The 24,574-nt window shown below is 68.3% G+C and carries 20 protein-coding genes; 5 read left to right on the top strand and 15 right to left on the bottom strand.

The features are described from left to right. The first annotated feature begins 14 nt into the window (after positions 1–14). Complete coding sequence (locus GV007_RS05435) at positions 15–332, top strand: chorismate mutase (RefSeq protein ID WP_160071297.1); 318 nt, start codon at positions 15–17, stop codon at positions 330–332. Positions 333–410: 78 nt separating this feature from the next. Here GV007_RS05435 and GV007_RS05430 read toward each other — a convergent pair whose 3' ends face one another. From GV007_RS05430 to GV007_RS05410, 5 genes are all read right to left on the bottom strand, one after another. Continuing rightward, positions 411–2,231 (bottom strand): ABC transporter ATP-binding protein, encoded by a 1,821-nt coding sequence (locus tag GV007_RS05430; RefSeq protein WP_160071296.1) that lies wholly within the window; start codon positions 2,229–2,231, stop codon positions 411–413. Next, a complete protein-coding gene (locus GV007_RS05425) occupies positions 2,228–3,892 on the bottom strand; it encodes an ATP-binding cassette domain-containing protein (protein WP_160071295.1) in 1,665 nt (554 codons plus the stop codon). The genes GV007_RS05430 and GV007_RS05425 overlap by 4 nt, the downstream gene beginning before the upstream one ends. A 360-nt stretch (positions 3,893–4,252) precedes the next feature. After that, positions 4,253–5,137 (bottom strand): succinate--CoA ligase subunit alpha, encoded by an 885-nt coding sequence (gene sucD / locus GV007_RS05420; protein ID WP_068479974.1) that lies wholly within the window; start codon positions 5,135–5,137, stop codon positions 4,253–4,255. A gap of 32 nt (positions 5,138–5,169) precedes the next feature. Then, positions 5,170–6,339 (bottom strand): ADP-forming succinate--CoA ligase subunit beta, encoded by a 1,170-nt coding sequence (sucC, locus tag GV007_RS05415; protein WP_104242588.1) that lies wholly within the window; start codon positions 6,337–6,339, stop codon positions 5,170–5,172. Between the two features lie 165 nt (positions 6,340–6,504). Then, positions 6,505–8,964, bottom strand: coding sequence for an ATP-dependent helicase (locus tag GV007_RS05410; RefSeq protein ID WP_160071294.1), 2,460 nt, complete (start codon positions 8,962–8,964; stop codon positions 6,505–6,507). Between the two features lie 58 nt (positions 8,965–9,022). Here GV007_RS05410 and GV007_RS05405 point away from each other — a divergent pair, with 58 nt between their 5' ends. Then, complete coding sequence (locus GV007_RS05405) at positions 9,023–9,979, top strand: aldo/keto reductase (protein WP_160071293.1); 957 nt, start codon at positions 9,023–9,025, stop codon at positions 9,977–9,979. 154 nt (positions 9,980–10,133) lie between these two features. Here the strand turns inward: GV007_RS05405 and GV007_RS05400 are convergent, their stop codons facing one another. Then, complete coding sequence (locus GV007_RS05400) at positions 10,134–11,159, bottom strand: glycerophosphodiester phosphodiesterase family protein (protein ID WP_160071292.1); 1,026 nt, start codon at positions 11,157–11,159, stop codon at positions 10,134–10,136. A 38-nt stretch (positions 11,160–11,197) separates the two neighbouring features. On the opposite strand from GV007_RS05400, the gene GV007_RS05395 reads away from it, so the two are divergent. Then, entirely contained in the window at positions 11,198–11,617 is a 420-nt protein-coding gene (locus GV007_RS05395; RefSeq protein WP_160071291.1) for a DUF3054 domain-containing protein, read from the top strand. Between the two features lie 108 nt (positions 11,618–11,725). Further along, positions 11,726–12,604: a Bax inhibitor-1/YccA family protein gene (locus GV007_RS05390; RefSeq protein WP_160071290.1), complete on the top strand. Its 879-nt coding sequence runs from the start codon at positions 11,726–11,728 to the stop codon at positions 12,602–12,604. A gap of 70 nt (positions 12,605–12,674) precedes the next feature. Here the strand turns inward: GV007_RS05390 and GV007_RS05385 are convergent, their stop codons facing one another. The 9 genes from GV007_RS05385 to groES all read right to left on the bottom strand — a co-directional run bounded on the left by GV007_RS05385 (position 12,675) and on the right by groES (position 23,230). Then, positions 12,675–13,565: a hypothetical protein gene (locus GV007_RS05385; RefSeq protein WP_228502171.1), complete on the bottom strand. Its 891-nt coding sequence runs from the start codon at positions 13,563–13,565 to the stop codon at positions 12,675–12,677. Positions 13,566–13,959: 394 nt separating this feature from the next. Further along, positions 13,960–15,549 carry a glutamine-hydrolyzing GMP synthase gene (gene guaA, locus GV007_RS05380; RefSeq protein ID WP_160071289.1) on the bottom strand — a complete coding sequence of 530 codons (1,590 nt, stop codon included), beginning with the start codon at positions 15,547–15,549 and terminating at the stop codon, positions 13,960–13,962. Positions 15,550–15,606: 57 nt separating this feature from the next. Then, entirely contained in the window at positions 15,607–16,146 is a 540-nt protein-coding gene (locus tag GV007_RS05375) for a DUF3817 domain-containing protein (protein WP_160071288.1), read from the bottom strand. Between the two features lie 5 nt (positions 16,147–16,151). Beyond that, on the bottom strand, positions 16,152–17,102 hold the full coding sequence (locus GV007_RS05370; RefSeq protein ID WP_160071287.1) for an SURF1 family protein: 951 nt from the start codon (positions 17,100–17,102) through the stop codon (positions 16,152–16,154). Continuing rightward, complete coding sequence (locus GV007_RS05365) at positions 17,102–18,946, bottom strand: glycerol-3-phosphate dehydrogenase/oxidase (RefSeq protein ID WP_160071286.1); 1,845 nt, start codon at positions 18,944–18,946, stop codon at positions 17,102–17,104. The genes GV007_RS05370 and GV007_RS05365 overlap by 1 nt, the downstream gene beginning before the upstream one ends. 89 nt (positions 18,947–19,035) lie before the next feature. Then, entirely contained in the window at positions 19,036–20,160 is a 1,125-nt protein-coding gene (locus tag GV007_RS05360) for a GuaB3 family IMP dehydrogenase-related protein (protein ID WP_160071285.1), read from the bottom strand. 81 nt (positions 20,161–20,241) lie between these two features. Continuing rightward, positions 20,242–21,747, bottom strand: coding sequence for an IMP dehydrogenase (guaB, locus tag GV007_RS05355; protein WP_160071284.1), 1,506 nt, complete (start codon positions 21,745–21,747; stop codon positions 20,242–20,244). A gap of 117 nt (positions 21,748–21,864) precedes the next feature. Further along, positions 21,865–22,803 carry an EamA family transporter RarD gene (gene rarD / locus GV007_RS05350; RefSeq protein WP_236558344.1) on the bottom strand — a complete coding sequence of 313 codons (939 nt, stop codon included), beginning with the start codon at positions 22,801–22,803 and terminating at the stop codon, positions 21,865–21,867. A gap of 133 nt (positions 22,804–22,936) precedes the next feature. Continuing rightward, positions 22,937–23,230, bottom strand: coding sequence for a co-chaperone GroES (gene groES / locus GV007_RS05345; RefSeq protein WP_068479200.1), 294 nt, complete (start codon positions 23,228–23,230; stop codon positions 22,937–22,939). A gap of 138 nt (positions 23,231–23,368) precedes the next feature. Here groES and GV007_RS05340 point away from each other — a divergent pair, with 138 nt between their 5' ends. Further along, entirely contained in the window at positions 23,369–24,559 is a 1,191-nt protein-coding gene (locus GV007_RS05340) for a class I SAM-dependent methyltransferase (RefSeq protein ID WP_160071283.1), read from the top strand. Positions 24,560–24,574: the final 15 nt, after the last annotated feature.

Here is a 24,574-nt window from a genome sequence, read left to right as displayed (position 1 = left end):
GCTAACCTGCCGGAATGACTGGATCAACAGGCCCTGACGAGATGACAGACATCCGACGCGCCATCGACGCGCTCGACGCCCGAATCGTGGAGCTCATCGGCGAGCGGCAGCGCTGGGTCGAACGCGCGGCGGTCGCCAAACGCGGTCAGGACACTGGTGCGGTGCGGGCTCCCGCGCGCGTGGAGCAGGTCATCGCGAAGGTGCGGGCACTCGCGGAACAGGGTGGAAGCTCCCCTGCGGTCGTCGAAGCGAGCTATCGCGCCATGATCGGCGCGTTCATCGAGCTGGAGCTGCACCAGCACGGCGGCGCGGCCACCGGCCAGTCCGACTGACCTCCGTGATCGGACGGCCCGCGTCCTCACCTGACAGAAGTCCGGTGCTTCCTGCGACGCATGCCAGCGGCGCGGCGGTCAGCGCTCCAGGAGCTGCTGGAACGGACCTCCCGCGGCACGGAGGCCGTCTGGCGCCCCCTCCTCCACGACCCGTCCTGCGTCGAGCACGATGACTCGATCGGTGTCGTCGAGCGTATCGATCCGGTGGCTGATCTCGAGGATGCTGCGCCGCCCGGCCCACTCCGCGAGGCGTGCGCGGACGGTCCGCTCAGTGGCACCGTCGAGCGCGCTCGTCGCCTCGTCGAGCACAAGCACCTCCGGGTTCGCCAGCACGGCGCGTGCGATCGCAACGCGCTGCCGCTGCCCGCCAGAGAGGCCGCCGCCGCGCTCTCGCACCGGAGTGCCAAGGCCCTTCGGCTGCTCGCGCACCCATTCGTCGAGGGCGGCGACGCGCAAGGCCTGGAAGATCTCCTCGTCACTCGCGTCAGGTCGGGCGAGCGCAACGTTCTGCCCCACCGTGCCGTCGCTCAGGTACGGACGCTGCGGCACGAGTGCGATCCGGGTGCGCAGCTCGTCGAGCGGGATGCGCTGCAGGGGTTGCGGAGCACCGGGACGGCTGCCGGCCAGCGACACCGACCCGAGATCCGGGTCCCAGAAGCGGAGGGCGAGCGACGCGATCGTGGACTTGCCGCTGCCGGACGGTCCCACCACGGTGAGGTGCTCGCCCGCGCGCAGCTCGAAGGAGATCCGATCGAGCACGGCCCTCGGTGCGGCGGAGGTCGAGCCGCCCGCGCCCGGGTACGCGAACGTCACGCCCTCGAAGGCGAGCGCGACCGGACGCGGCTGGAGTTCACCGAGGTCACCTCGAGCCGGTTGGACCCTGGCCGCATCGTCGGCGAGCGCATCCGTCACGAGAGGCGGCCGCTCGATGACCTCGTAGAGGCGAGCAGCGCTCGCGAACGACGCGTTGAGGTCGGTCACGAAGCTCTCGACGGCGCGAGTCGGCACGAAGAGTCCGACCGCGACCGCGAGCGCGACGAGCAGCTGCTCGTAGCCGAGGCCCCCGGTCACGACGCCACCTCCTCCGACGAGCAGCACCGCGACCACGGAGCCCCACTGGAGCAGCACGACGAGTCCACCGCGGAGCGCGGCGACTCGGGAAGCGAACGCGGACGCGCGAGCCCCCGACTCGCCGCGCGCATCCATGTCCGAGAGGCGGGCCTCGGCATGCTCGAAGGCGAGCACTTCTCGCACACCCTGGACGGAGTCGCTGACGTGCTGGGCGACGACGCCCTTCGCCGCGACGGTCTCCTGCGAGGCGCGCCAGCCTGCTCGACCCCCGATCAGCGGGATCACCAGCACAACCACGACGATGAACGGCGCGATGGCCAGGGCCAGCGCTGCGCCCTGGGTGGTGCCGAGCCAGATGAGCGCGGCAGCGGGGACTGCCACCGCCGAGATCGCTGGCGGCGCCGTGTGCGCGAAGAACACCTCGACTCGGTCGATGTCGCGCGTGCCGCGTTCGCTCAGCTCACCGCTGCCCGCACCCTCGGTCGCGGCGGGGGCCTGCGGCGCGAGCCTGGCATAGAACAGGTTCCTCAGCCGAGCGAGGGCGGCGAAGGCCACGAAGTGGCCGCTGAACTGCTCGAGGTAGCGAAGGACGGCCTTCGCGAGCGCGAGCGCGACCATCGTCCAGATCGTGCCAGCGAGCGACAGCGCCCCGGAGACGCCGAGCATCGCGACGACCAGGATGGCGATGCCCGAGAGCTGTCCGACGATCCGCAGCAGAGTGGCGAGGGCCAGCGGCCAGAGCAGCGGCGCCGTCTGGCGCAGCAGCCAGGCCACAAGCTGGGGCCTGGTGGGCTGGCGAGTGTCGAGCGCAGTGGATGCGGCGGTCATCGTCGCGCTCCCCTTCCGTGTGTGTGGCCAGGGTGCTGCGGTGGCCGCGAACGCGAACCGTCGGCATCCGCCGGACGACTGGGAGCTGTCGCTTCGAGGGTGACGACTCTGTCGGCCGCGAGGATGCTGGTCGGCCGGTGCGAGACCATGACGACCGTTCGCCCTTCTGCCAGCTTCGCGAGCGCCCGCGTGATGAGGCGCTCCGAGCGCAGGTCGACCTGGGCGGTCGGCTCGTCGAGGAGCAGCACGCTCGCATCCCGCAGGAACGCCCTGGCGATGGCGACGCGTTGCGCCTGCCCGCCCGAGATCGAGAGGCCGCTCTCGCCGACCTGCGTCGCGAGACCGTCCGGGGAGCGCTCGAGGTCTTCGCTGAGTTCCGCCGCGGCAAGGGCGGCCCACAGCTCGTCGTCGCTGGCGTTCGGCTTCGCGACCCGGAGGTTGTCGGCGACGGTGCCGGTGAAGAGGAACGTGGTCTGCTCGACGACGGCGAGCGCGGCACGCGCCTGTGAGCTGCCTGCTGGCTCTCCCCCGACGAGCACGATCCCCTGGCGAGGCGCGAGGAGCCCTTGGGCCAGGGTCAGGAGCGTCGACTTGCCCGAACCGCTCGGGCCGGTGATGACGACTCGCTCTCCAGGCTCGATGCGCAGCGAGTACTCCGAGAGCACCGCCTGCCCTCGCTCGTAGCCGGCGGTGACGCTGCGCAGTTCGAGCGCAGCCACTCGGTCTGGTCCGGCGGGCGCCGACGCCGGTGGCGGGCTGTCAGCCACGGGCCGGGCGGCGATCGCGGCGCTCAGCTCCCGCTCGGCGTTGCGGCCCGTCATGCCGATGTAGAAGAACTGGCCGACGATGTCGACGGGCCCCGTCAGCAGGGTCGAGAGCAGCACCAGTGCTGCGGCCTGACCAGGCGTGATGGCGCCGTCCTCGAGTCGCCAGACGGCAAGGCCCGCCGCGCCCGTGATCATGGCGAGCGAGAAGACCGCGTCGACCGCCAGGATGAGGACCTGGTTGCCGGCGAGCAGCCGCATGACCCTGCGTCTGTTCTGCTCGCCTCGCTCACGCAGCTCCTCACCCGTCCGCGCGGCGGCCCGGTTCAGGGTCAGGGTCGTGAGGCCCTGGATGGCGCTGAGGAAAGCCGCCGAGAGCTGACCCGCGCTGCGCCTGTACGCGCCCGTCGATGAACGGAACGCGCGCTGGACCCCGATGATGATGAGGGGGATGAGCGGCACGAGCAGCAGCAGGAGCCCGGCGGTGAGCGGGTCGATGGAGACGGCGATGACCGCCAGCACGAGGAGCGGCGTGGTCAGCGAGGCGATGATCGGCCCGAGGAATCCCGCTCGGTAGGCGGATGCGCGGTCGATCGAGGCTGTGGCCGTGCTGACGAGGGAGCCCGTGCGTTCCCGGCCGAGGGCCAGCGGCCCGACGGCGAAGAGCTGGCCGACAAGCAGCCTGCGCAGGGCGCGTTCGGTCGAGTTCTTGCTGCGCTGGACCAGGACCGTGGAGACTGCGGCGGCAGCGGCTGCCGCCACGACCAGAGCGCCCAGGAGGATGACGGTGCTCGCGTTCGGAAGCTCCCCCGCGAGGATTGAGTCGAGTGCTCCTCCGACGAGCAGCAGAACGCCAGCCAGGGCCAGCGCCTGCAGCCAGCCGAGCGCCAGGGGCACCGCGACCCTCGCCCTCGAGGTCGCACCGACGACACGCGGGTCGAGTGGAACCGCAGCAGCCGGATGGCCGCCGGGGCGGCCGCCAGGGTGTCCCCCGGAGTGGGCCGCGGGACGCCCTCGGGGATTCGAGCCCGACTGCGCGCCGGGGTGACCGTTCGGTCGTGCTGGGGCCGACTCGGGTCGAGTCACGGGCATCCTGTCTCAGATCTCAGTGCGGCAACCGCTCAGCGGTGCCGGGTTCAAGTGCTCGACGCGAGATGGGGATCATGGCGTCGGTGAGACGAATGGGCTGCAGCCCGTGTCTCCACGGGGCTGCAGCCCACTTCGTCGTGTGCAGAGCCGGTGCTCTGCGGCTGCTCGCTAGAGCGCTGCGTAGACCTCGCGGAGGAGGTTGGCGGTCTCGGTGGGCGTCGTGCCGACGCGGACGCCTGCAGCCTCGAGGGCCTCCTTCTTCGCCTGCGCGGTGCCCGCGGACCCGGTGACGATCGCGCCCGCGTGTCCCATGGTCTTGCCCTCAGGGGCGGTGAAGCCGGCGACGTAGCCCACGACGGGCTTCGTCACGTGCGCCTTGATGTACTCGGCGGCACGCTCTTCGGCGTCTCCGCCGATCTCGCCGATCATGACGATCGCCTTCGTGTCGGGGTCAGCCTCGAACGCCTCGAGGGCGTCGATGTGCGTCGTGCCGATGACGGGGTCGCCACCGATGCCGATCGCGGTCGAGATGCCGAGGTCGCGGAGCTCGTACATCATCTGGTACGTGAGCGTGCCCGACTTGGAGACGAGGCCGATGGGGCCGGCGCCCGTGATGTTCGCGGGCGTGATGCCGGCGAGCGACTTCTCCGGGGAGATGATGCCTGGGCAGTTCGGGCCGATGAGGCGCGTCTTGCCGACGCTCTGCGCGTGCGACCAGGCTTCGGAGGAGTCCTTGACCGGGATGCCCTCGGTGATCGCCACGGCAAGCGGGATCTCGGCGTCGATGGCTTCGATGATGGCGTCCTTGGCGAAGGCCGGCGGCACGAAGATGACGGTGACGTTCGCGCCGGTGGCCTCGATGGCCTCCTTCACGGTGCCGAAGATCGGGAGTTCCTTGCCCGCGAGCTCGAGCGTCTGCCCGGCCTTGCGGGGGTTGGTGCCTCCGACGATGTTGGAGCCGGCCTCGAGCATGCGCGTGGCGTGCTTCGAGCCCTCAGAGCCGGTGATGCCCTGAACGATGATCTTGGAGTTCTCGTCGAGGAAGATCGACATTGTTGTTCCTTCTCTGCTTTTCTTCGGGCGACTCAGGCGCGGGCGGCGAGTTCGGCGGCCTTGTCGGCTGCCTCGTCCATGGTGGCGACGACGGTCACGAGGGGGTGGTTCGCCTCGGCGAGGATGCGACGACCCTCTTCGACGTTGTTGCCGTCGATGCGGACGACGATCTGCTTCGTGGCCGAGTCACCGAGCGTGTTGAGCGCGCCGACGATGCCGTTGGCGACGGCGTCGCACGAGGTGATACCGCCGAAGACGTTCACGAAGACCGACTTGACCTGCTCGTCGCCGAGGATGACGTCGAGACCAGCGGCCATGACCTCAGCGGATGCTCCGCCTCCGATGTCGAGGAAGTTGGCGGGCTTCTGTCCGCCGTGCTTCTCGCCGGCGCCAGCGACGACGTCGAGCGTCGACATGACGAGGCCAGCGCCGTTTCCGATGATGCCGACGGAGCCGTCGAGCTTCACGTAGTTGAGGTCGTGGGCCTTCGCCTTGACCTCGAGCGGGTCGAGCCCGCCTGCTGCCTCGGCGAGCGCGACGTGGTCGGCGTGACGGAACTCGGCGTTCTCGTCGATCGTGACCTTGCCGTCGAGAGCGACGATGTCGCCGCCCTTGGTGAGGACCAGCGGGTTGACCTCGACGAGTGTCGCGTCTTCCTGGTTGTACACCTCGTAGAGCTTGACGAAGACGTCAGCGACCTTGGCGACGAGCTCTTCCGGGAAGTTCGCGGCGCGCGCAATCTCCTCGGCCTTGGCTGCGTCGATGCCGCGGATCGGGTCGACGGCCACACGCGCGAGCGCCTCTGGCTTCTCGACGGCGAGCTGCTCGATCTCCATGCCACCCTCGACGCTCGCCATGGCGAGGTACGAGCGGTTGGCGCGGTCGAGGAGCACGGAGAAGTAGAACTCCTGGTCGATGTCCGCGCCCTGCGCGATCATGACCTTCTCTACGATGTGGCCCTTGATGTCGAGGCCCAGAATGGCCTCGGCTGCGGTGAACGCCTCGTCGGGGGTCTTGGCGAGCTTGACGCCGCCAGCCTTGCCGCGGCCTCCGACCTTCACCTGTGCCTTGACGACGGTGACGCCGCCGATCTTCTCGGCTGCGGCCTTCGCCTCCTCGGGCGTGTAGGCCACGAGTCCCTGGAGAACTGGAACACCGTGGGCGTCGAATACATCTCGCGCCTGGTACTCAAAGAGATCCACGTTTCATCCCATCCGCGACGCGTCGTCGCGTTCGTTCGCCCGAGCCTTCGGATTCTCGCGCTCGAGCCTTCAGAATTTGCAGAGCGGACCGCATCGCCGGCAGGCAGTGTGTGCCCGCCGCCCGGCAAAACACGTCCGTCGTCCAGCCTAGTGCCAGCGGGGGCCTCAGGTGCCCAGCTTCTCGATCGGAGCGAGTTTCACGAGCAGCTTCTTTCGGCCGGCGCTGTCGAAGTCGACCTCCGCGATTCGCTTCGCCTCACTGCCGAGGATCGCGCGCACGGTGCCCTCACCGAAGTCGACGTGTGTGATGCGGTCACCGGCGACGAGCTCCATGCCGCTGTTGTCGCGCATCTGTCCCGTGACCTCGTTGATCCACTTCTGCTTCGGCTTGGCCTTGGGGGCGGTCTCGCGGCCCGCGTCGGAGTCGCGGAACCGCACGGCGCTGGAGAAGCCAGCGCTGCCGGCGTCGGCAGCGCTGCGCCCGTAGCCGCCAGCTGTCCCGTAGCCCTCGCTGCCGAGCGGCTTGCGAGCGGAGGTCACCGACCGCTGCTCGTAACCGCCCCTGCCTGCGGCGGATCCCGGCGAGACCCTCCATTCGATGAGCTCGGACGGAATCTCCTGCAGGTAGCGGCTCGGGAGCGCAGCCGCGGTCTCGCCGAACTGCGAGCGCATCATGGCGAGCGACAGGTGCAGGCGCTTGCGCGCACGCGTGATGCCCACGTAGAAGAGGCGTCGCTCCTCAGCGGGGCCGCCTGGCTCGTCTGCGGCGATGCGGTGAGGCAGCAGCTCCTCCTCGACTCCCGTGATGAAGACCGAGTCGTACTCGAGCCCCTTCGCGGTGTGGAGCGTCATCAGAACGACGGCTCCGGACTCGTCGATGAGGTCGTCGGCAGCCGCGACGAGAGCGACATCCGTGAGGAAGTCGATGACGGAGCCGCCCGCGTTGTTCTTGTCGAACTCTGCGGCGACAGAGATGAGCTCCTCGACGTTCTCGGCACGGGCTTCGTCTTGGGGGTTGCCGGTCTGCAGGAGCTTCTCGAGGTAGCCGGTGCCCTTGACGATGGTCTTCAGCGTCTGGCTCACCGTCTTGCGCCCGGTCGGTGCGTCGATGTCGAGGCCGGCGGTCGCGTCGTCGAGCAGCTTGGCGAGCTGCGCGATGGCACCCGTGACCTTCGGCCCGAGCCCGAGCTCGCCCGCGCGGCGCATGGCGTCACGGAACGTGATGTCGTACCGGTTCGCGAAGTCCCAGATCGCAGTCTCCGTCGCCGGTCCGATCGACCGCTTCGGGGAGTTCAGGATGCGCCTCGTCGACATCTCGTCGGCTGGGTTGACGAGGGCTGTCAGATACGCGATGAGGTCCTTGATCTCGGCGCGCTCGTAGAACTTCGTCCCGCCGACGAGGCGGTAGGGCACGGCGGAGCGGATGAAGATCTCTTCGAGCGCACGCGTCTGCGCGTTGGTCCGGTAGAAGACGGCCATGTCGTTGTAGCTCTGGCCGGCATCGCGGAGCTTGTGGATCTCATCTGCGACGAATTGCGCCTCGTCGTGGGCGGAGAAGCCAGTGAAGCCGACGATCTTCGCGCCCTCGCCGCCGTCGGACCAGAGCTTCTTGTCGACGCGGTCGAAGTTGTTGCGGATGACCGCGTTGGCGGCCGAGAGGATGTTCTGCGTGGAGCGGTAGTTCTGCTCGAGCAGCACCACCTTCGCGTCGGAGAAGTCGCGCTCGAACTCGCTGATGTTGCGGATGTCCGCGCCGCGGAAGGCGTAGATCGACTGGTCGGAGTCGCCGACGACCGTGAGCGAGGCCCCAGGGATGCCGCCGTTCGCGTCGAGTTCCATGCGGGTGTCGTGCGGCACGTGCTGCGGCTCCACCGAGCGCGTGAGCTCACGGATGAGCGAGTACTGGGCGTGGTTCGTGTCCTGGTACTCGTCGACCAGCACGTGGCGGAACCGGCGCTGGTACTGGGCCGCGACATCGGGGAAGGCGCGGAGCATCCACACTGTCTGCGAGATGAGGTCGTCGAAGTCGAAGGCGTTGGCGCGACGCAGCGACTGGGTGTACTGCCGGTAGATGTCGAGGAACATCGCGTCGCGCGGGTCGCTCATGTTGGCCTGGCGTGCGAAGCCGTCGACGTCGGTGAGCTCGTTCTTCAGCTTCGAGATGCGCGACTGCACACTCGAGACGGTGAAGCCGAGCACATCGGCCTCGAGGGCCTTCACGATGCGCTTGATGAGGGCCTTCGAGTCGGCCGAGTCGTAGATCGTGAAGCTCGTCGTGAAGCCGAACTTGTCGGCCTCGCGTCGCAGGATGCGCACGCAGGCCGAGTGGAACGTGGAGATCCACATGCCATCCGCTGCACCTCCCACGATGTGCTGGATGCGCTCGCGCATCTCGGCGGCGGCCTTGTTGGTGAAGGTGATCGCGAGGATCTGGCTCGGCCAGGCCTCACGGGAGGCGATGAGACCGGCGATGCGGTGGGTGAGCACTCGCGTCTTGCCGGAGCCCGCGCCCGCCACGATGAGCAGCGCGGGGCCGCGGTAGGTGACGGCTTCCTTCTGTTGCGGATTGAGTCCGTCGAGGAGGTCGTTTTCAGAGGGATCGAAGACAGGTGGCAGTAGCGTCATGACTCGTTGATTGTAGGTGCGGCCACCGACATCGCGGAGGCCGCGGAAGGGAATCACCTTGACCACGCAGCTCTCCCCCGCCCGCCGCGCGCTCGGCGGGACGCTCTCCGTCTCCCCCGTCGCCCTCGGCGGCAACGTCTTCGGCTGGACGGCCGACCGCGACGAGTCGTTCGCGATCCTCGACGCCTACGTCGAGGCCGGCGGCAACTTCATCGACACCGCTGACGTCTACTCGGCCTGGATTCCGGGCAACTCGGGTGCGGAATCCGAGACCATCATCGGCGAGTGGCTCCGCTCCCGCGGTCGCCCGGAGGATCTTGTCATCGCGACCAAGGTCGCACAGTTCGCGAAGCGGCCGGGCCTCAGCGCCGACAATGTTCGTGCTGCCGTGGACGACAGCCTCGAGCGCCTCGGTGTCGAGCGGATCGATCTCTACTACGCGCACCGCGACGACCCGGAGACGCCCATCGCCGAGACCGCCGCCGTCTTCTCCGAGCTTGTCGACGCCGGCAAGATCAAGGCCATCGGCGTCTCGAACTACTCGCCGCCTCGGCTGCGCGAGTGGCTGGCGGCGGTCGAGAACGGCCGCCTGCACCAGCCGACGACGCTGCAGCCCGAGTACAACCTCCTCGAGCGCGACATCGAGAGCGAGCTGCTGCCGCTGGCCCGCGAAGCCGGTATCGGCGTCGTCCCCTACTTCGCGCTGGCGCACGGCTTCCTGACGGGCAAATACCGCAGAGACGTCGAGGTCGAGTCGGCCCGCGCAAGCTCCGTCGAGCAGTACCGGAACGACCACGGCTACGCGATCGCGGATGCAGTCGCCACCATCGCGAAGACCCACGACACCCAGCCGGGTACCGTGGCGCTCGCCTGGCTCGCCGCTCAGCCCGGCGTCGTCGCACCGATCGCAAGCGCGCGCACGGCCGCGCAGCTGCCGCTCATCACGGACGCCTTCACGCTGAAGCTCACCGACGACGAGCTGAAGACGCTCGGCAGGGTCTCCGCGAAGGCCTGATTCCCGCCCCGAGCGCCAGAGAAGTGCGAGAGATGCACGCTCCCCGGACCGGGAGCCTGCATCTCTCGCTCTTCTGTCGCCTGGAACTTCTGTCGCCTGGAACTTCTGTCGTCTGGAACTTCTGCCGTCTGGCATTTCTGCCGTCTGGGCTGCCTCACCGTGTGGGATGGAGCTCGTCGATCAGCGCACGGACACGACCGGGCGCATCCGCGAACACGCCGTCGACCCCCGTCCGCAGAATGCCGCGCCAGTAGGCCTCTGGTCTGCCCGCGAGCGCTGGCGGCAGGAAGTGGTCTTCTGGCCGCAGCGTCCACGTGAACACCCGCAGGTCCCTCGCGTGTGCTCGCCCGACCAGGCTCCGCCCAGCCTCCGGATGCATCGCGCCGGCCTCGTCCGCGATCCCGAGCAGCAGGTGGCTGGGGCTGATGCCGTCCGCCCACTCCGCGACCGCATCCAGCCCCCGGTCGGTGAGATCGCTCGCGTAGTCGCTCGCCACCGCGCCGTCTCGTGCTCGCCGGTCGTCAGGAACGCCCTCGCTGTCGATGAGGTAGACGAGGGATGCGCCCGCGGCCACGCCGCGTCGCCGCACCTCGCGCAGCACCTCCCCTTCGAAGCTCTCGAGCACCAGGGCGTCGAGCACGGGCGTGCCCCAGAGTCCGGCAAGCTCCCGCTCGAGGAGCTCGACGAGGTCGAAGCCGAGTCCGCGGAACCAGCTCGCATGCTTCAGCTCGATCACGAGGCGAGGCCGCTGACCCGCGGTCGTCCGCCGCTCGGCGAGCAGCTCGACGAGCTCGCGGAGCCTGATCATCGGCAGCTGCCCATCGAACGCCGTGTTCGCAGGGCGGACGCTCGGGATACGCTCCACCGCGTTCAGTGTCCGCAGCTGCTCCCACGTGTAGTCGTGGGCGAACCAGTCGGTGACCGTGCCGTCCGGCGTCCACGCTCGCCGAGCGGGGCCGAACTCGGCGGCTCTGGACCTGATATCGGTGCTCTCTCCGAGCAGCGGCTCATGTCGCACGAGAAGCACCCCGTCGCGGGTCGGGACGACATCCGGTTCCAGCGCGTCGGCCCCCTGCCGCAGAGCCAGGAGATAGCCGTCGATCGTGTGCTCGGGGAGATGGGCGGGGGCCCCTCGGTGGCCGATGAGGAGGGGCGAGGTCTGGTGAATGGGCGCGTTCACGCGCGCAGTATGTCGCACCCCGGCGTACCGTTGGTGTCATGCGGCGTACTCGTTCGATCTATCGCGCTGGCGGCGGCTACGCGCTCCCACTCATCGTGGATCTCCTGCTCGTCGTGGTCTTCGCGATCATCGGGCGGATGAGCCACTCCGAGGGGCTGTCCCTGGCCGGCATCGTGACGACGGGATGGCCGTTTGTACTCGGGCTCCTCGTCGGCTGGGTGCTCGTGACGCTGTTCAGATGGAAGCCGTGGCGTCCGCTCCCGTCCGGAGTCTTCATCTGGGTCGTCACCGTCGGCGGCGGCATGCTGCTTCGCCTCCTCGTGGGCGACACGGCGGAGGCGGCGTTCGTCGTGGTCGCATCGATCGTGCTCGGCGCGTTCCTGCTCCTCCCGCGCGTCCTGTTCGGCACCGGCCGGGATGCGCGCGCGAGCGCCCCTCGCTCGCCGAGTGTCCGCTGACGGCGCACAGCTCCAGGCTTGATTCACGAACTCTTTCGCTAGAATCCCGGCAACCCCGTCTACGGCGGGCATCTTGACCTTCGAGACAGAACGGACTCACGGACAGCCATGGCGAATTCCGCGCTAGAACGCAACCCTTACTTCAACGGGGAGGCACGCAGGCAGCACGGCCAACAGTTCGGCCAGGCGCCCACCGCTCCCCAATACGGGAGGGCGCAGTCCGCGCCGACACACGGTCAGCAGCCTCCCGCGCCCCTCACGGCCGAGCAGCTGAACGCCCAGTTCCAGGCACCGCCTGCGAGCCCCGATCAGATGGACCGGATGTCCTACGAGGACACCATCGCCAAGACCGCGGGCCTCTTCGGCATCGTGCTCGTCGCGGCAGCCGTCGCGTGGTTCGTCCCCATGCTCATGATCATCGGCGCGATCGGCGCTCTGGTGCTCTCGCTGGTGCTCGCGTTCCAGCGCGAGCCGAAGACCGGCCTCATCTTCGCCTTCGCGGCGGCTGAGGGTCTTCTCGTCGGTGGACTCTCCTCGATCCTCGAGCAGATGTACCCGGGCATCGCCATGCAGGCCGTCCTCGCGACGTTCTCCGTGGTCGCCGTGACGCTCGTGCTGTTCCGCTTCGGCAAGGTCCGCACCTCGCCTCGCATGACGAAGATCGTGCTCGTCGCCATGCTCGGCTACGCCCTCTTCTCGCTCATCAACTTCGGCATGATGATGTTCGGCTTCCAGAGCGCTGCCGGCCCCTGGGGCATGCGCTCCATGGAGGTCTTCGGCATCCCGCTCGGCGTCATCCTCGGCATCTTCGCCGTCCTCATGGGCGCGTACATGCTGGTCATGGACTTCGAGCTCATCAAGAACGGCGTCGAAGGCGGAGCTCCCCGCAAGTACGGCTGGATCGGGGCCTACAGCCTCGTCTCGACCGTCGTCTTCATCTACGTCGAGATCATCCGCGTCCTCGCGATCCTGCGCGGCAACAACTAGCGCAGCACGTCGTACGCAGAATGGCCGCTCCTCCAGGAGCGGCCATTCTGTCGTTCGGGTGTGCCTGCGGCTACCGTCGCGCGGGCAGCGTCCGGTCGTCGATGCCCGCTTCCGGGTCGATGTCGAGGAGGTACAGCTCGTCCTCCGAGACGAGACGGTTGCGCACGGCGTAGTCGACGAGCCGAGCACGCCGGTTGGTCGCGTACGAGCGTGCCCCTCCGCGGAGCCCCTCGACGCCGACACGGTCGAGCTTCTCGCAAACGTTGTCGAGCTTGCGGTTGAAGGCGGTGACGGTCCAACCGAGCCGCTCTGCAGCTCGAGCGCTGGTGGGGATGTCGCCAAGACCGTTCTCGCCGCGAAGCAGCACCGATTCGCACAGGGCGAGGAGCAGGAGCCGCTGCGCGGGCGTCAGCGCGATGTGGGTGGCCTCGCGACCTGGAACCTCGACCGTGGAGCCGGAGCCCGCAGGAAGGTCCATGTAGACGGGTGAGACCGCGTGGATCCTGACCTCGTAGTGGCGCTCCCCTGCCGAGAAGTGGATGCTCGTGCGCTCGAAGACGATCGGGATCCGCGCGCCTGGGAGGAGCCTGGCCTGCACCCGCCCTGAGCCGTCGACGATGCTGAGTGTCATCCTGGTGCCGATGTTCGCCACGAACCAGAGTCCGTCCTTCGCGACGATGCGGAGGAGTTTGCGGTGCAGGAACGGGTTGGCGTCGAGCCGGATGTCGGCGTCGCGGCCGATCTCGATGTGCTCCCCTGGCATGACGGAGACCCACTGGCCCTGATACTCGACGGAGACCCCGTGATCGGGATTCACCTCGGCGAGCTGATTCGCGGCGTCCTGGAGGAGTGCGTGGTCGACGAGGTGATCAGAAGGCAGCTCCTCTCGTGGCAGGGACGGGAGCACGCCCGTCTCTGCGGGTACCTGGGGGTGCGGATCGGTGGAAAATCGTGGCGCCATGTCGCGAACTCTCTGAACTGAGGGGGAACTTGCCAGTCGTGGATTACCCCAACCATGCCACTACCCAACGACCTTGGCCAGCAACGTCTTTCGCTGTGGGGGCCAGTTTTTTGCCGTCTTGGAGCTGCAAATTTCGGATTGAAAAGTCCGGAACTGTCTGCCGGAAAACCGAAAACCGTTCGTCTACTCCGTTTTTGACCTCTACTACCAGGCATTTATGCCCGGGCACAATTCCCCGGACCCTTTTCACCCCACGTATCGCCCTCGAGTGGCCGCCGCCAGTGGCCCCGCAGCGGCCGCCACGAAAGTGCGCGGATTTCTCCGCAGATGGCACAAAATGCACGAACGGGGATGCACATGGTGCATCCCCGTTCGGCTCAGCTCTCGCCGAGGGCTACTCCCACTCGATGGTTCCCGGCGGCTTCGACGTCACGTCGAGCACAACTCGGTTCACGTCGTCGACCTCATTCGTGATGCGGTTCGAGATGCGCGCCAGCAGGTCGTATGGCAGGCGGGTCCAGTCGGCCGTCATGGCGTCTTCGCTGGACACGGGACGCAGCACGATCGGGTGGCCGTAGGTGCGCCCGTCACCCTGGACGCCCACCGACCGGACATCTGCGAGCAAGACGACCGGGCACTGCCAGATCTCGGTGTCGAGGCCCGCCGCCGTCAGCTCCTGACGCACGATAGCGTCCGCTTCTCGGAGCAGGTCGAGCCGCTCCTGGGTGACCTCGCCGATGATCCTGATGCCGAGGCCGGGACCGGGGAACGGCTGACGCGCGACGATCGGCTCGGGAACACCCAGCTCGCGGCCCACCGCACGCACCTCGTCCTTGAACAGCGTGCGCAGGGGCTCGACGAGCTCGAACTGCATGTCCTCGGGGAGACCGCCGACGTTGTGGTGGCTCTTGATGTTCGCAGTTCCGGTGCCGCCACCCGACTCGACCACGTCGGGGTACAGGGTTCCCTGGACGAGGAAGCGGATGCGCTCCCCCGATTCCTGGGCCTCCTTGATGAGGTCGACCTCTGCCTGCTCGAAGCTGCGGATGAACTCGCGTCCGATGGCCTTGCGCTTCGCCTCTGGGTCGGTGATGCCCGCGAGCGCCGTAAGGAACTGCTCTCGTGCATCCACGGTCACGAGGCGCACGCCGATCGCGTCGACGAAGTCCTCCTCGACCTGACGGCGCTCGTCCTGACGAAGGAGGCCATGGTCCACGAAGACGCACGTCAGCTGGCTGCCGACGGCCTTGTACACGAGGGCGGCTGCGACTGCCGAGTCGACACCGCCGGAGAGGCCGCAGATGACCTTGGCGTCGCCGACCTGCTCGCGGATGCGCGCGACCTGCTCGTCGATGACCGAGGCGGGCGTCCAGTCGCTCGGGATGCCAGCTGCACGGTGCAGGAATCCTTCGATGAGCGCCTGGCCGTGCTCGGAGTGCAGCACCTCGGGGTGCCACTGCACGCCGTACAGGCCGCGCTCGGTGTTCTGGAACGCCGCGACAGGCGTGTCCTCGGTCGTCGCGAGCACCGTGAAACCCTCGGGCGCACGCGCCACCGAGTCACCGTGGCTCATCCAGACCGTCTGGTCGCCCGGCTGGCCGTCGAGGAGCGTCGACGCAACTGCTTCGAGCTTGACCGCCGTCGAGCCGTACTCGCGTCGACCCGTCTTCGCGACCTCGCCGCCGAGCTGCGTCGCCATGACCTGGAATCCGTAGCAGATGCCCAGCGTCGGAACGCCGAGCTGGAGGATGCCGGAGTCAAGGGAGGGCGCCTCTTCCGCGTACACGCTGGAGGGGCCGCCGGAGAGGATGATGCCGACGGGGTTCTTCTCGGCGACTTCCTCTGCCGAGATCGTGTGCGGCACGATCTCCGAGTAGACGCTCGCCTCGCGGACGCGCCGCGCGATGAGCTGCGCGTACTGCGCGCCGAAATCGACGACGAGCACTGGGCGCTGGTCTGTGGCCTGCGGGTCGGTGGTTGCCATGGACACCTTTCGGGTGGTGCGGAGAGAACTCGGTGCGGCTGCGGTGGTGTGGGAGTGCTACTTGGTGCGGCGCTGGTGCTCGGCGAGCGACTGCTGCACGTCGGCGTCGAGCTGTTCGCGTTCCGTCTCGCTCAGGCTCGCCTCGAACGCCCGGAGCTTCTCGTCTTCGCCTGCCTCGGCAAGTCGCTGCTCTTCGCGGAGCACGAGGTCACGCTTCGCTCGGCGCGACATGAACCACTCCGTGATGAACGACAGGAACGGGACGATGCCGCCGGCCGCCATGGCGATCAGCCACACGATGGGCCAGCGCATCTGCTGCCACAGCACGTACGACGCGATGAGGTACACGACGTAGAACCAGCCGTGGACGATGAGCACCCAGAGGCTCAAGTTGAGCGCCGTCGTCGTGTCCTCCTGGACCAGCGCGATGAACCCGAACGGGCCGAACGCCTCGACCTCGAGGTGGAAGACGTACTTGAGGAACATCTCGACGCACAGCAGCAGGAGGAGGATGCCGGTCACATAGGCCGTCACCTGATAGAAGCGGAGCGCCCGTCGGAAACCGGGGTTGGCAGTCAGGAGGGCGTCGTGAGGCATGGCCTCTAGTCTAGGCGAACGGCCTCGCGCTTCGTTCGCTCGTCCAGCATGGCCTTCAGCCGGTCGCGCTTGAGCTGCTCGGCCAGCACGCTGGGAGCTTCGGAGGCCTCACGGCGCTCCTTCTCGAACTCGTCGCGAGCGAGGCGCCACCACATGAAGATCGCGAACCCTGCGAAAAGCACCCACTCGATGGCATAGAAGATGTTCAGCCAGTTCAGCTGCGGGGCCTCGAGCGCCTGCGGCGTGATCGCGTCGAGCGGGGCAGCACTCGCGGACTCCCCCAGGACAGCCTGCATCGAGGCCTCATCGAGGCTCACGTAGATGCCATAGTTCTGGGCCGCCGGTTCTACCCAGCGATTGATGAGGTGCGTGGGTGCCATCGCGATGAGCGCCTGCGCGTCCTCGCCGCGGTTCACCTGCGGCGCCTGGCCGTATTCGAGTCTGCCGGAGAGCGGAAGCTCTGCGCCTCTCCCGGAGCCCTGCAGCGCAGCGACGAGCTCGCGAGCGGAGGCCTCGTCCTCGGTCCACCCGAGCGCGACGGCGAGACCCGGCGCGACATCGGCATTCGTGGATGCGCCGGCTTCGTCGTCCGTGACGGCGACGTGCCCGATCACCCAGTACCCGAGCAGCTCGCCCTGGAGACGATCGGCGACGACATCGAAGTCGCGCGCATCCACCGCACCCTCGAACGTCACCTGACGACCGACGGCGGCATCCGCCACCCGCTCCTGGGGCTGAGCCAGCTCGCCGAGGCCGACGGGAGGCTGCGAGGCCTCCTCGGCGACGGTGCGACCGTGCTCCAGCGACAGGAACGCGGACTCCAGCTGCCAGCGCCCGAGCCACGCGAAGATCGACGCGACGACGAGGGCGAGTGCGAGGACACCCAGCCACTTGGGGCGGACAAGCACTCGACCCATCGACGGCGGCGCGGCCTTGGCGCGGACAGCTGTGGACATTACGACTTCTGAGCGTCCTTCGACTCCGCCTTGACGGTTGCCGCTTCGACGTCGACGGTCTCGTCGACCTCGATCATCGGCAGCGACGGGGCCGTGCCGAACGGCGTGTTGTCGCCGGCGTGACCCAGCACGGAGTCGATGTCCGGCGCTTCGAGGCGGATGCGGTCGGCCGACTCGTCGTCGGGCTGCTCCTGGCTCGCGAGCTCCGCAGCGACCCGCTCGACGTAGGTGTCGATCTCACGCTGCGTGCGCTCGTCGTCCCAGCCGAGGGCTTCCGCCATGAGCCGCGCGGCGACGGGCGCAGCCGAGATGCCGCGGTCCCACGCCTCGATCGAGATGCGCGTGCGTCGCGCGAGCACGTCATCGAGGTGCAGCGCACCCTCGTGCGTCGCGGCGTACGTGATCTCGGCCTGCAGGTAGTCGTCGGCGCCCGGCATCGGCTCGGCCAGCTGCGGGTTCTGGCGGATGAGGTCGAGGATCTCGTCCGTCAGGGTTCCGTAGCGGTTGAGGAGGTGCTCGATGCGCACGCGGTGGAGACCGAAGGCGCGGGCGATCTTGCCGCGGCGATTCCAGGCGGCCTTGTAGCCGACGGCGCCGAGCAGCGGGATGTCTTTCGTCGTGGAGGCGGGGATCTTGCCGTCGAGGGCGTCGGCCGCGGCGTCGATGGCGTCCTGCGCCATGATGCGGTAGGTCGTGTACTTGCCGCCGGCGATGAGCACGAGGCCCGGCACCGAGTGCGCCACCATGTGCTCGCGCGAGAGCTTCGACGTCTCCTCCGACTCGCCCGAGAGCAGCGGACGGAGTCCGGCGTAGACACCTTCGACGTCGGCACGCGTGAGCTTCACCGCGAGGACCTCGTTGACGTGCTCGAGGATGTAGTCGATGTCGGCGGCCGTCGCTGCCGGGTGAGCCTTGTCGAGCTTCCAGTCGGTGTCGGTCGTGCCGATGATCCAGTGACGGCCGTTCGGGATGACGAAGAGCACGCTCTTCTCCGTGCGCAGCAGGAGTCCCGACGCGGACTGGAACCGGTCGCGTGGGACGACGAGGTGCACGCCCTTGGATGCCCGGACGCGGAACGATGCGCGCTCGCCGACCATCTTGTTCGTGTCATCGGTCCACACGCCGGTCGCGTTGACGACCTGCTTGGCGCGGATCTCGAACCGCTCGCCGGTCTCGAGGTCGACGACCTGGGCGCCAACGACACGCTGCCCGACCTTGAGGAAGCCCTCGACGCGCACTCGCGGGGCGACGTGCGCGCCGTAGAACGACGCGGTGCGGGCGAGGACGGCGACGAAGCGCGCGTCGTCGACGCCGGCGTCGTAGTAGGTGAGACCGCCGGAGAAGGCGTTCTTGGAGAGCCCAGGCGACATCTTCGCGACCTGGCCGCGGGTGTAGTGGCGGTGCATCGGCACGCCGGGACGCACCTCACCGGTCTTCGCGAAGAGGTCGTACATGAGCATCCCGGCCCCGATGTAGAACCGCTCGAGCGGGTTCTTCAGCGGGTAGAGGAAGCGGATGGGCTTGACCAGGTGCGGCGCGAGGCGCTGCAGCAGGAGCCCACGCTCGAGGAGCGCCTCGCGCACGAGCCCGAAGTCCATCTGCTCGAGGTAGCGGATGCCGCCGTGGATGAGTTTCGACGAGCGGCTGGACGTGCCGGACGCGAAGTCCCGCGCCTCGACCATGCCGACGCTCAGGCCTCGCGTGACTGCGTCGAGCGCCGCACCCGCGCCGACCACGCCGCCACCCACGACGAGCACGTCGAGGTTCTTGGTCTTGAGGGACTCGATAGCCGCCGCGCGTTCCTGCGGGCCGAGCTTGTCGCTTCGAGAGACGCTGTTCGCCATAACCTGCTCCTCGTTCTCAGTTGCTGCTTGTAGGGGAAGTCTGGACGCTCAACCTTCGGCCAAGCCGTCAGGCGGCTCAGTCGTCCTGATCAGGCGGTCGGCGTGTAGGGCGCAACGACCATCTCGGCACGCTGGAACTCCTTGAGCTCCGAGTAGCCGGTCGTCGCCATCGAGTGGCGGAGCGCGCCCGTGAGGTTCGAGATGCCGTCGGCGCTCTCGGCTGGGCCCGCGACGATCTCCGCCATGGGCGCGACCTGGCCGACCTGCACGCGGTTTCCGCGCGGGAGCTTCTCATGACGCGCCTCGGCGCCCCAGTGCCAGCCGCGACCGGGAGCGTCCGTGGCGCGCGCGAGCGCGGCACCGATCATGACGGCGTCCGCGCCTGACGCGATGGCCTTGACGAGGTCGCCGGAGGTGCCGATGCCCCCGTCGGCGATGACGTGCACGTAGCGTCCGCCTGACTCGTCGAGGTAGTCGCGCCGCGCGCCTGCCACGTCGGCGATGGCTGTCGCCATCGGTGCGTGGATGCCGAGCACCCGACGAGTGGTCGAGGCGGCTCCCCCACCGAAGCCGACGAGCACTCCTGCGGCACCGGTGCGCATGAGGTGCAGGGCTGCCGTGTAGGTCGCCGCACCGCCGACGATGACGGGCACGTCGAGCTCGTAGATGAACTGCTTGAGGTTGAGCGGCTCCTGGTTGCGAGACACGTGCTCCGCGGAGACGGTCGTGCCGCGGATGACGAACAGGTCGGTGCCGGCCTCGAGCACGTCGTCCATGAACTGCTGTGTGCGCTGCGGGGAGAGTGCGCCGGCGGCCGGCACTCCGGCCTCGCGGATCTGCTGGAGGCGCTCCTTGATGAGCGTGCCCTTGACCGGCTCCCGGTAGATCTCCTGCAGCTTGGCCGTCGCCTGCTTCGCGGGCAGATCAGCAATCTGGGCGAGCAGCGGCGCCGGGTCGTCATAGCGAGTCCACAGCCCCTCGAGGTCGAGCACGCCGAGGCCGCCGAGCTTGCCGAAGCCGATCGCGGTCTCGGGCGACATCACCGAGTCCATGGGTGCCGCGAGGAGCGGGATATCGAACGTGAATGCGTCGATCTTCCACGTGATGGACACGTCCTCCGGGTCACGGGTTCGCCGCGATGGCACGATGGCCACATCGTCGAAGGAGTACACGCGGCGGGCTCGCTTTGCGCGGCCGATCTCGATCTCAGTCACCTGCCTAGCCTAGCCCTCCGCGGTGCTCGCTGCTGCGGCGCGGCGGCGGGGAGACCCCGACCCGCCGCGCCGATCAGGGCTCTAGCGACGGTAGTTGGGGGCTTCCGAGACCATCTGCACATCGTGCGGGTGGGACTCCTTCAGCCCTGCCGGAGTGATCCGCACGAAGCGGCCCTTCTCCTTGAGCTCCGTGACGGTGCGAGCGCCGACGTAGAACATCGACTGGCGCAGGCCGCCCGTGAGCTGGAACACCGACTGGCGGATCGAGCCGCGGTACGCGACCTTGCCCTCGATCCCCTCGGCGATGAGCTCGTCGTCGCTCGGGACGTCCGCCTGGAAGTAGCGGTCCTTCGAGTACGAGGTGCGCTCGCCGCGCGACTGCAGTGCGCCGAGCGAGCCCATGCCGCGGTAGCTCTTGAACTGCTTGCCGTTGACGAAGATGAGGTCGCCTGGCGACTCGTCGGTGCCAGCGAGCAGCGATCCGACCATGACCGCGGATGCGCCCGCGACGAGCGCCTTCGCGATCTCGCCCGAGTACTGCAGGCCGCCGTCGGCGATGACCGGCACGCCAGCGGGGGTCGCGGCCAGCGACGCCTCGTAGACGGCTGTGATCTGAGGGACGCCGACTCCCGCGACGATGCGCGTCGTGCAGATGGAGCCAGGACCGACACCGACCTTCACGGCGTCGGCACCCGCATCCACGAGCGCCTGGGCGCCCTCGCGGGTCGCCACGTTGCCGCCGACGACCTGCACGTGGCCCATCACCGGGTCGCTCTTGAGGCGGCGGATCATGTCGAGCACGCCGGCCGACTGGCCGTTCGCCGTGTCGACGACGAGCACGTCCACACCGGCAGCCACGAGGCGCTCCGCGCGCTCCCAGCCGTCGCCGAAGAAGCCGATCGCCGCGCCCACTCGCAGGCGCCCGGCGTCGTCCTTCGTCGCGTTCGGATACTTGTCGCTCTTGTCGAAGTCCTTCACCGTGATGAGGCCGGCGAGCTTGCCCTCGTCGTCGATGAGCGGCAGCTTCTCGATGCGGTGCTTGCCGAGGAGCTTGTAGGCGTCGTCGCCGGAGATCCCGACGGGACCGGTCACGAGACCCTCGCCCGTCATGACCTCGTGCACGCGGGTCGTGCGCTTCTCCGACTCGGGCACGAAGCGCATGTCCCGGTTGGAGATGATGCCGACGAGTTTGCCCGTCTCCTCGTCGACGACCGGCAGGCCGGAGACGCGATACTGCCCGCAGATCTCGTCGACCTCCGCGACGGTCGCGTTGGGAGTCGTCGTCACCGGATTCGTCACCATGCCGGACTCGGAGCGCTTCACGCGATCGACCATCTCGACCTGGTCATCGATCGACAGGTTGCGGTGCAGGATGCCCATGCCGCCCTGGCGCGCCATGGCGATCGCCATGCGGGCTTCCGTGACCGTGTCCATCGCCGCAGAGACGAGCGGGACGCGCAGGGTGATGCCGCGCGTCAGCCGCGTCGTCGTGTCGACCTCAGACGGGATCACGTCGGTGTGCCCGGGAAGCAGCAGCACATCGTCGTAGGTCAATCCGGTGAAGCCAAAGGGGTCCGACTCGGTCATTACGCTCCAGGAGGTATCTGGGATGCGCCGTTCGGCGGCATCCTCGTGCATCGGGAAACAGCTCAGTGGTGATGGAACAGCGAGGACCCTGGACGCATTCCCGGGACCCTCAGCTCATCAACCTCGTGTCGGCGGACCGAGTTCGTCCGCGACCGAGGGAATCTTGGCGCCAAGTCTAGCCGTGCGCACGAGGTCGATCGTGAAGAGGATGAGGGCGACCCAGACGATCGCGAACCCGATCCAGCGTTCGAGCGGCATGGGCTCCGAGAAGACCGCCACAGCGAGCACGAACTGCAGGATCGGCGCGATGTACTGCATGAGTCCGAGCTCGATGAGGCGCAGCCTCCTCGCGGCCGCCGCGAAGAGCAGGAGGGGCACGCTCGTGACGACGCCCGCGAAGAGCAGGACGCCGGTGTTGACCGCCGACACGGAGCCGAAGGTGATGCCGCCGCCGAAGAGCACCGTCCAGAGCAGGCAGATCGCGCCGATCGGCATGATGAGCGTCGTCTCGACCGCCAGACCGGAGAGCGCATCCGCCTGGACCCCCACCCGTTTCTTCACGAGCCCATACAGCCCGAAGGTCATGGCGACGCCTAGGCCGAGCCACGGGATGCGGCCGTAGCCGAGCGAGATGACGAGCACGGCGACGAGCGAGAGCCCAACGGCGACCCACTGCAGGGGCCTGAGCTTCTCACGGAGGAAGACCAGGCCGAGCGCGACGGACACGATCGGGTTGAGGAAGTAGCCGAGCGCGGCGTCGAGGGTGTGGCCCGTCGCGACAGCCTGCACATAGAACAGCCAGTTCGCCGACACCAGGACTCCTGCGATGCCGAGGCCGAGCACAACCCGCTTCTTCGAGATGAGCTCCCGGAACGGACGCCAGGCCCGCATGACGAGCACGCCGAGCAGGCAGAACACGACGCTCAGGATGATGCGCCACGCGATGAGCTCCACGGGTGTCGTCGGAGCAGTCGCCACGACGTAGAGGGGCATGAAGCCCCAGAGCGCGTACGCGCTGAACGCCAGCCAGAGGCCGGACCGAGGAGATTCCGTCACCTCGAGATCGTACGCCCGACGTCGGGCCCCTGGAACACGAATGGCGCCCGACCCCGAGGGGTGGGCGCCATGCGCGATGCTGCTCCTGCAGATGAGACCGCCCGAACCGGCGCGGCTTCAGAAGGTGAGGAGACTAGACGATCTTCGCGAGGATGTCGCGAGCGGAGAGCACAAGGAGCTCTTCGCCGCCGTACTTGACCTCGGTTCCGCCGTACTTGGAGTAGATGACCTTGTCGCCGACCACGAGGTCGAGCGGCACGCGGTTTCCGTTGTCATCGATGCGGCCGGGGCCGACTGCGACGACTTCGCCCTCCTGGGGCTTCTCCTTGGCGGTGTCCGGAATCACAAGACCCGAAGCCGTGGTCTGCTCGGCTTCGACCTGCTTGATGACGATGCGATCCTCGAGCGGCTGAATGTTCACCGACACGGTTGACCTCTTTCTCAGCGATAGGAAGTTCAGAATTAGCACCCTCCCCATGAGAGTGCTAACTCAGAGTGTAGGGGCCAGGCGGCGACGACTGCAACGCGGCGACGTCTCGTGGCGTACGCCGGTAGCGTAGTGCTGGTGCAACGCGACGAACTCCTGGCCCTCCTCACACCAGAGGCGATGACCCTGCTCGACGACGCTCCCCCCGTCGAGTCAGCGGCAGACGCGCTTGCCCTCGTGACGAGGCTGCGCGCGGCAGGAGGCTCCGCAGAGGTCGTTGCCGCCGTCGTCACGCAGGCGAAGCTCCGGCGGCGCGCATCCGCCAAGTTCGGCCCGTTCGCCGAGCGGATGCTCTTCACCGACGCGGGCCTGCAGCAGGCCACGCGACTGCAGGTCGCGGCGCACCACGCGAACCGGTTCAGGCAGGCCGGTGCCGTGAGCGTGGCAGACCTCGGCTGCGGGATCGGCGCAGACTCCATGGCATTCGCATCGCTCGGTCTCGAGGTCACCGCATTCGACGTCGACGAGGTCACCGCCGCGATCGCGGCCCACAACCTGGCCCCGTTTCCCAACGCCCGGGTCAGGCACGACCGCGCCGAGGAGGTGGACCTCGCTGCCTTCGATGCGCTCTGGTTCGATCCGGCCCGCAGGACCACCAGCGGCGGGAGCACGGCACGCCACTTCGATCCGGCCGATTGGAGCCCATCCCTCGACTTCGTCTTCGCCGCCGGGCGCGAGCGCGCGACGGGAATCAAGCTGGGACCGGGAATCGACCACGCGTACCTCCCAGAAGACGCGGAGACGCAGTGGGTCTCCTCCAACGGCGACCTCGTCGAGGCGACGGTGTGGATGCACGACACGGCGAGGGCAGGCATCCGCCGCTCGGCCCTCGTGATCGGCAGGCACGGCACCGCCGAGCTGACGACCGGCGAGGACGTCCGGGATGCGGACGTCGCTGCGCTGGGCGCCGTGCTCTACGAGCCGGACGCGGCGATCATCCGTGCACGCCTCATCGGCGACCTCGCTCGCTCACTCGAAGCGTCGATGATCTCGGAGAGCATCGCGTGGATGACAGCTGACCACTTCACGCCGACGCCCTTCGCGAGCGCGTTCTCGGTCCGAGAGGTGCTGCCCCTGCATGCGTCGTCGCTCAAGGGCGAGCTGCGGAAGCGAGGCATCGGCGTGCTGGAGATCAAGAAGCGGGGGGTCGACATCGACCCGGCGGAATTCAGGCGGAAGCTCTCGCTCAAGGGAGACGAGTCCGCGGTGCTCATCCTCACGAGGATCGGCGACAAACGCGTCGCCATCCTCGCCGATCGGCTCAGCTGAGGGCCACCGAACCGT

This window comes from Pseudoclavibacter sp. 8L (assembly GCF_902506465.1).
Taxonomy (GTDB): Bacteria; Actinomycetota; Actinomycetes; order Actinomycetales; family Microbacteriaceae; genus Pseudoclavibacter.
This window is presented reverse-complemented; position numbering and strand designations above follow the sequence as displayed.

What these genes read in the sequence shown, in the direction of transcription:
- GV007_RS05435 (WP_160071297.1), top strand. Translation starts at nt 15, where the DNA reads ATGACTGGATCAACAGGCCCTGACGAGATGACAGACATCCGACGCGCC.
- GV007_RS05430 (WP_160071296.1), bottom strand. Translation starts at nt 2,231, where the DNA reads ATGACCGCCGCATCCACTGCGCTCGACACTCGCCAGCCCACCAGGCCC.
- sucD (WP_068479974.1), bottom strand. Translation starts at nt 5,137, where the DNA reads ATGTCGATCTTCCTCGACGAGAACTCCAAGATCATCGTTCAGGGCATC.
- GV007_RS05410 (WP_160071294.1), bottom strand. Translation starts at nt 8,964, where the DNA reads ATGACGCTACTGCCACCTGTCTTCGATCCCTCTGAAAACGACCTCCTC.
- GV007_RS05395 (WP_160071291.1), top strand. Translation starts at nt 11,198, where the DNA reads ATGCGGCGTACTCGTTCGATCTATCGCGCTGGCGGCGGCTACGCGCTC.
- GV007_RS05390 (WP_160071290.1), top strand. Translation starts at nt 11,726, where the DNA reads ATGGCGAATTCCGCGCTAGAACGCAACCCTTACTTCAACGGGGAGGCA.
- GV007_RS05385 (WP_228502171.1), bottom strand. Translation starts at nt 13,565, where the DNA reads ATGGCGCCACGATTTTCCACCGATCCGCACCCCCAGGTACCCGCAGAG.
- guaA (WP_160071289.1), bottom strand. Translation starts at nt 15,549, where the DNA reads ATGGCAACCACCGACCCGCAGGCCACAGACCAGCGCCCAGTGCTCGTC.
- GV007_RS05375 (WP_160071288.1), bottom strand. Translation starts at nt 16,146, where the DNA reads ATGCCTCACGACGCCCTCCTGACTGCCAACCCCGGTTTCCGACGGGCG.
- GV007_RS05370 (WP_160071287.1), bottom strand. Translation starts at nt 17,102, where the DNA reads ATGTCCACAGCTGTCCGCGCCAAGGCCGCGCCGCCGTCGATGGGTCGA.
- GV007_RS05365 (WP_160071286.1), bottom strand. Translation starts at nt 18,946, where the DNA reads ATGGCGAACAGCGTCTCTCGAAGCGACAAGCTCGGCCCGCAGGAACGC.
- guaB (WP_160071284.1), bottom strand. Translation starts at nt 21,747, where the DNA reads ATGACCGAGTCGGACCCCTTTGGCTTCACCGGATTGACCTACGACGAT.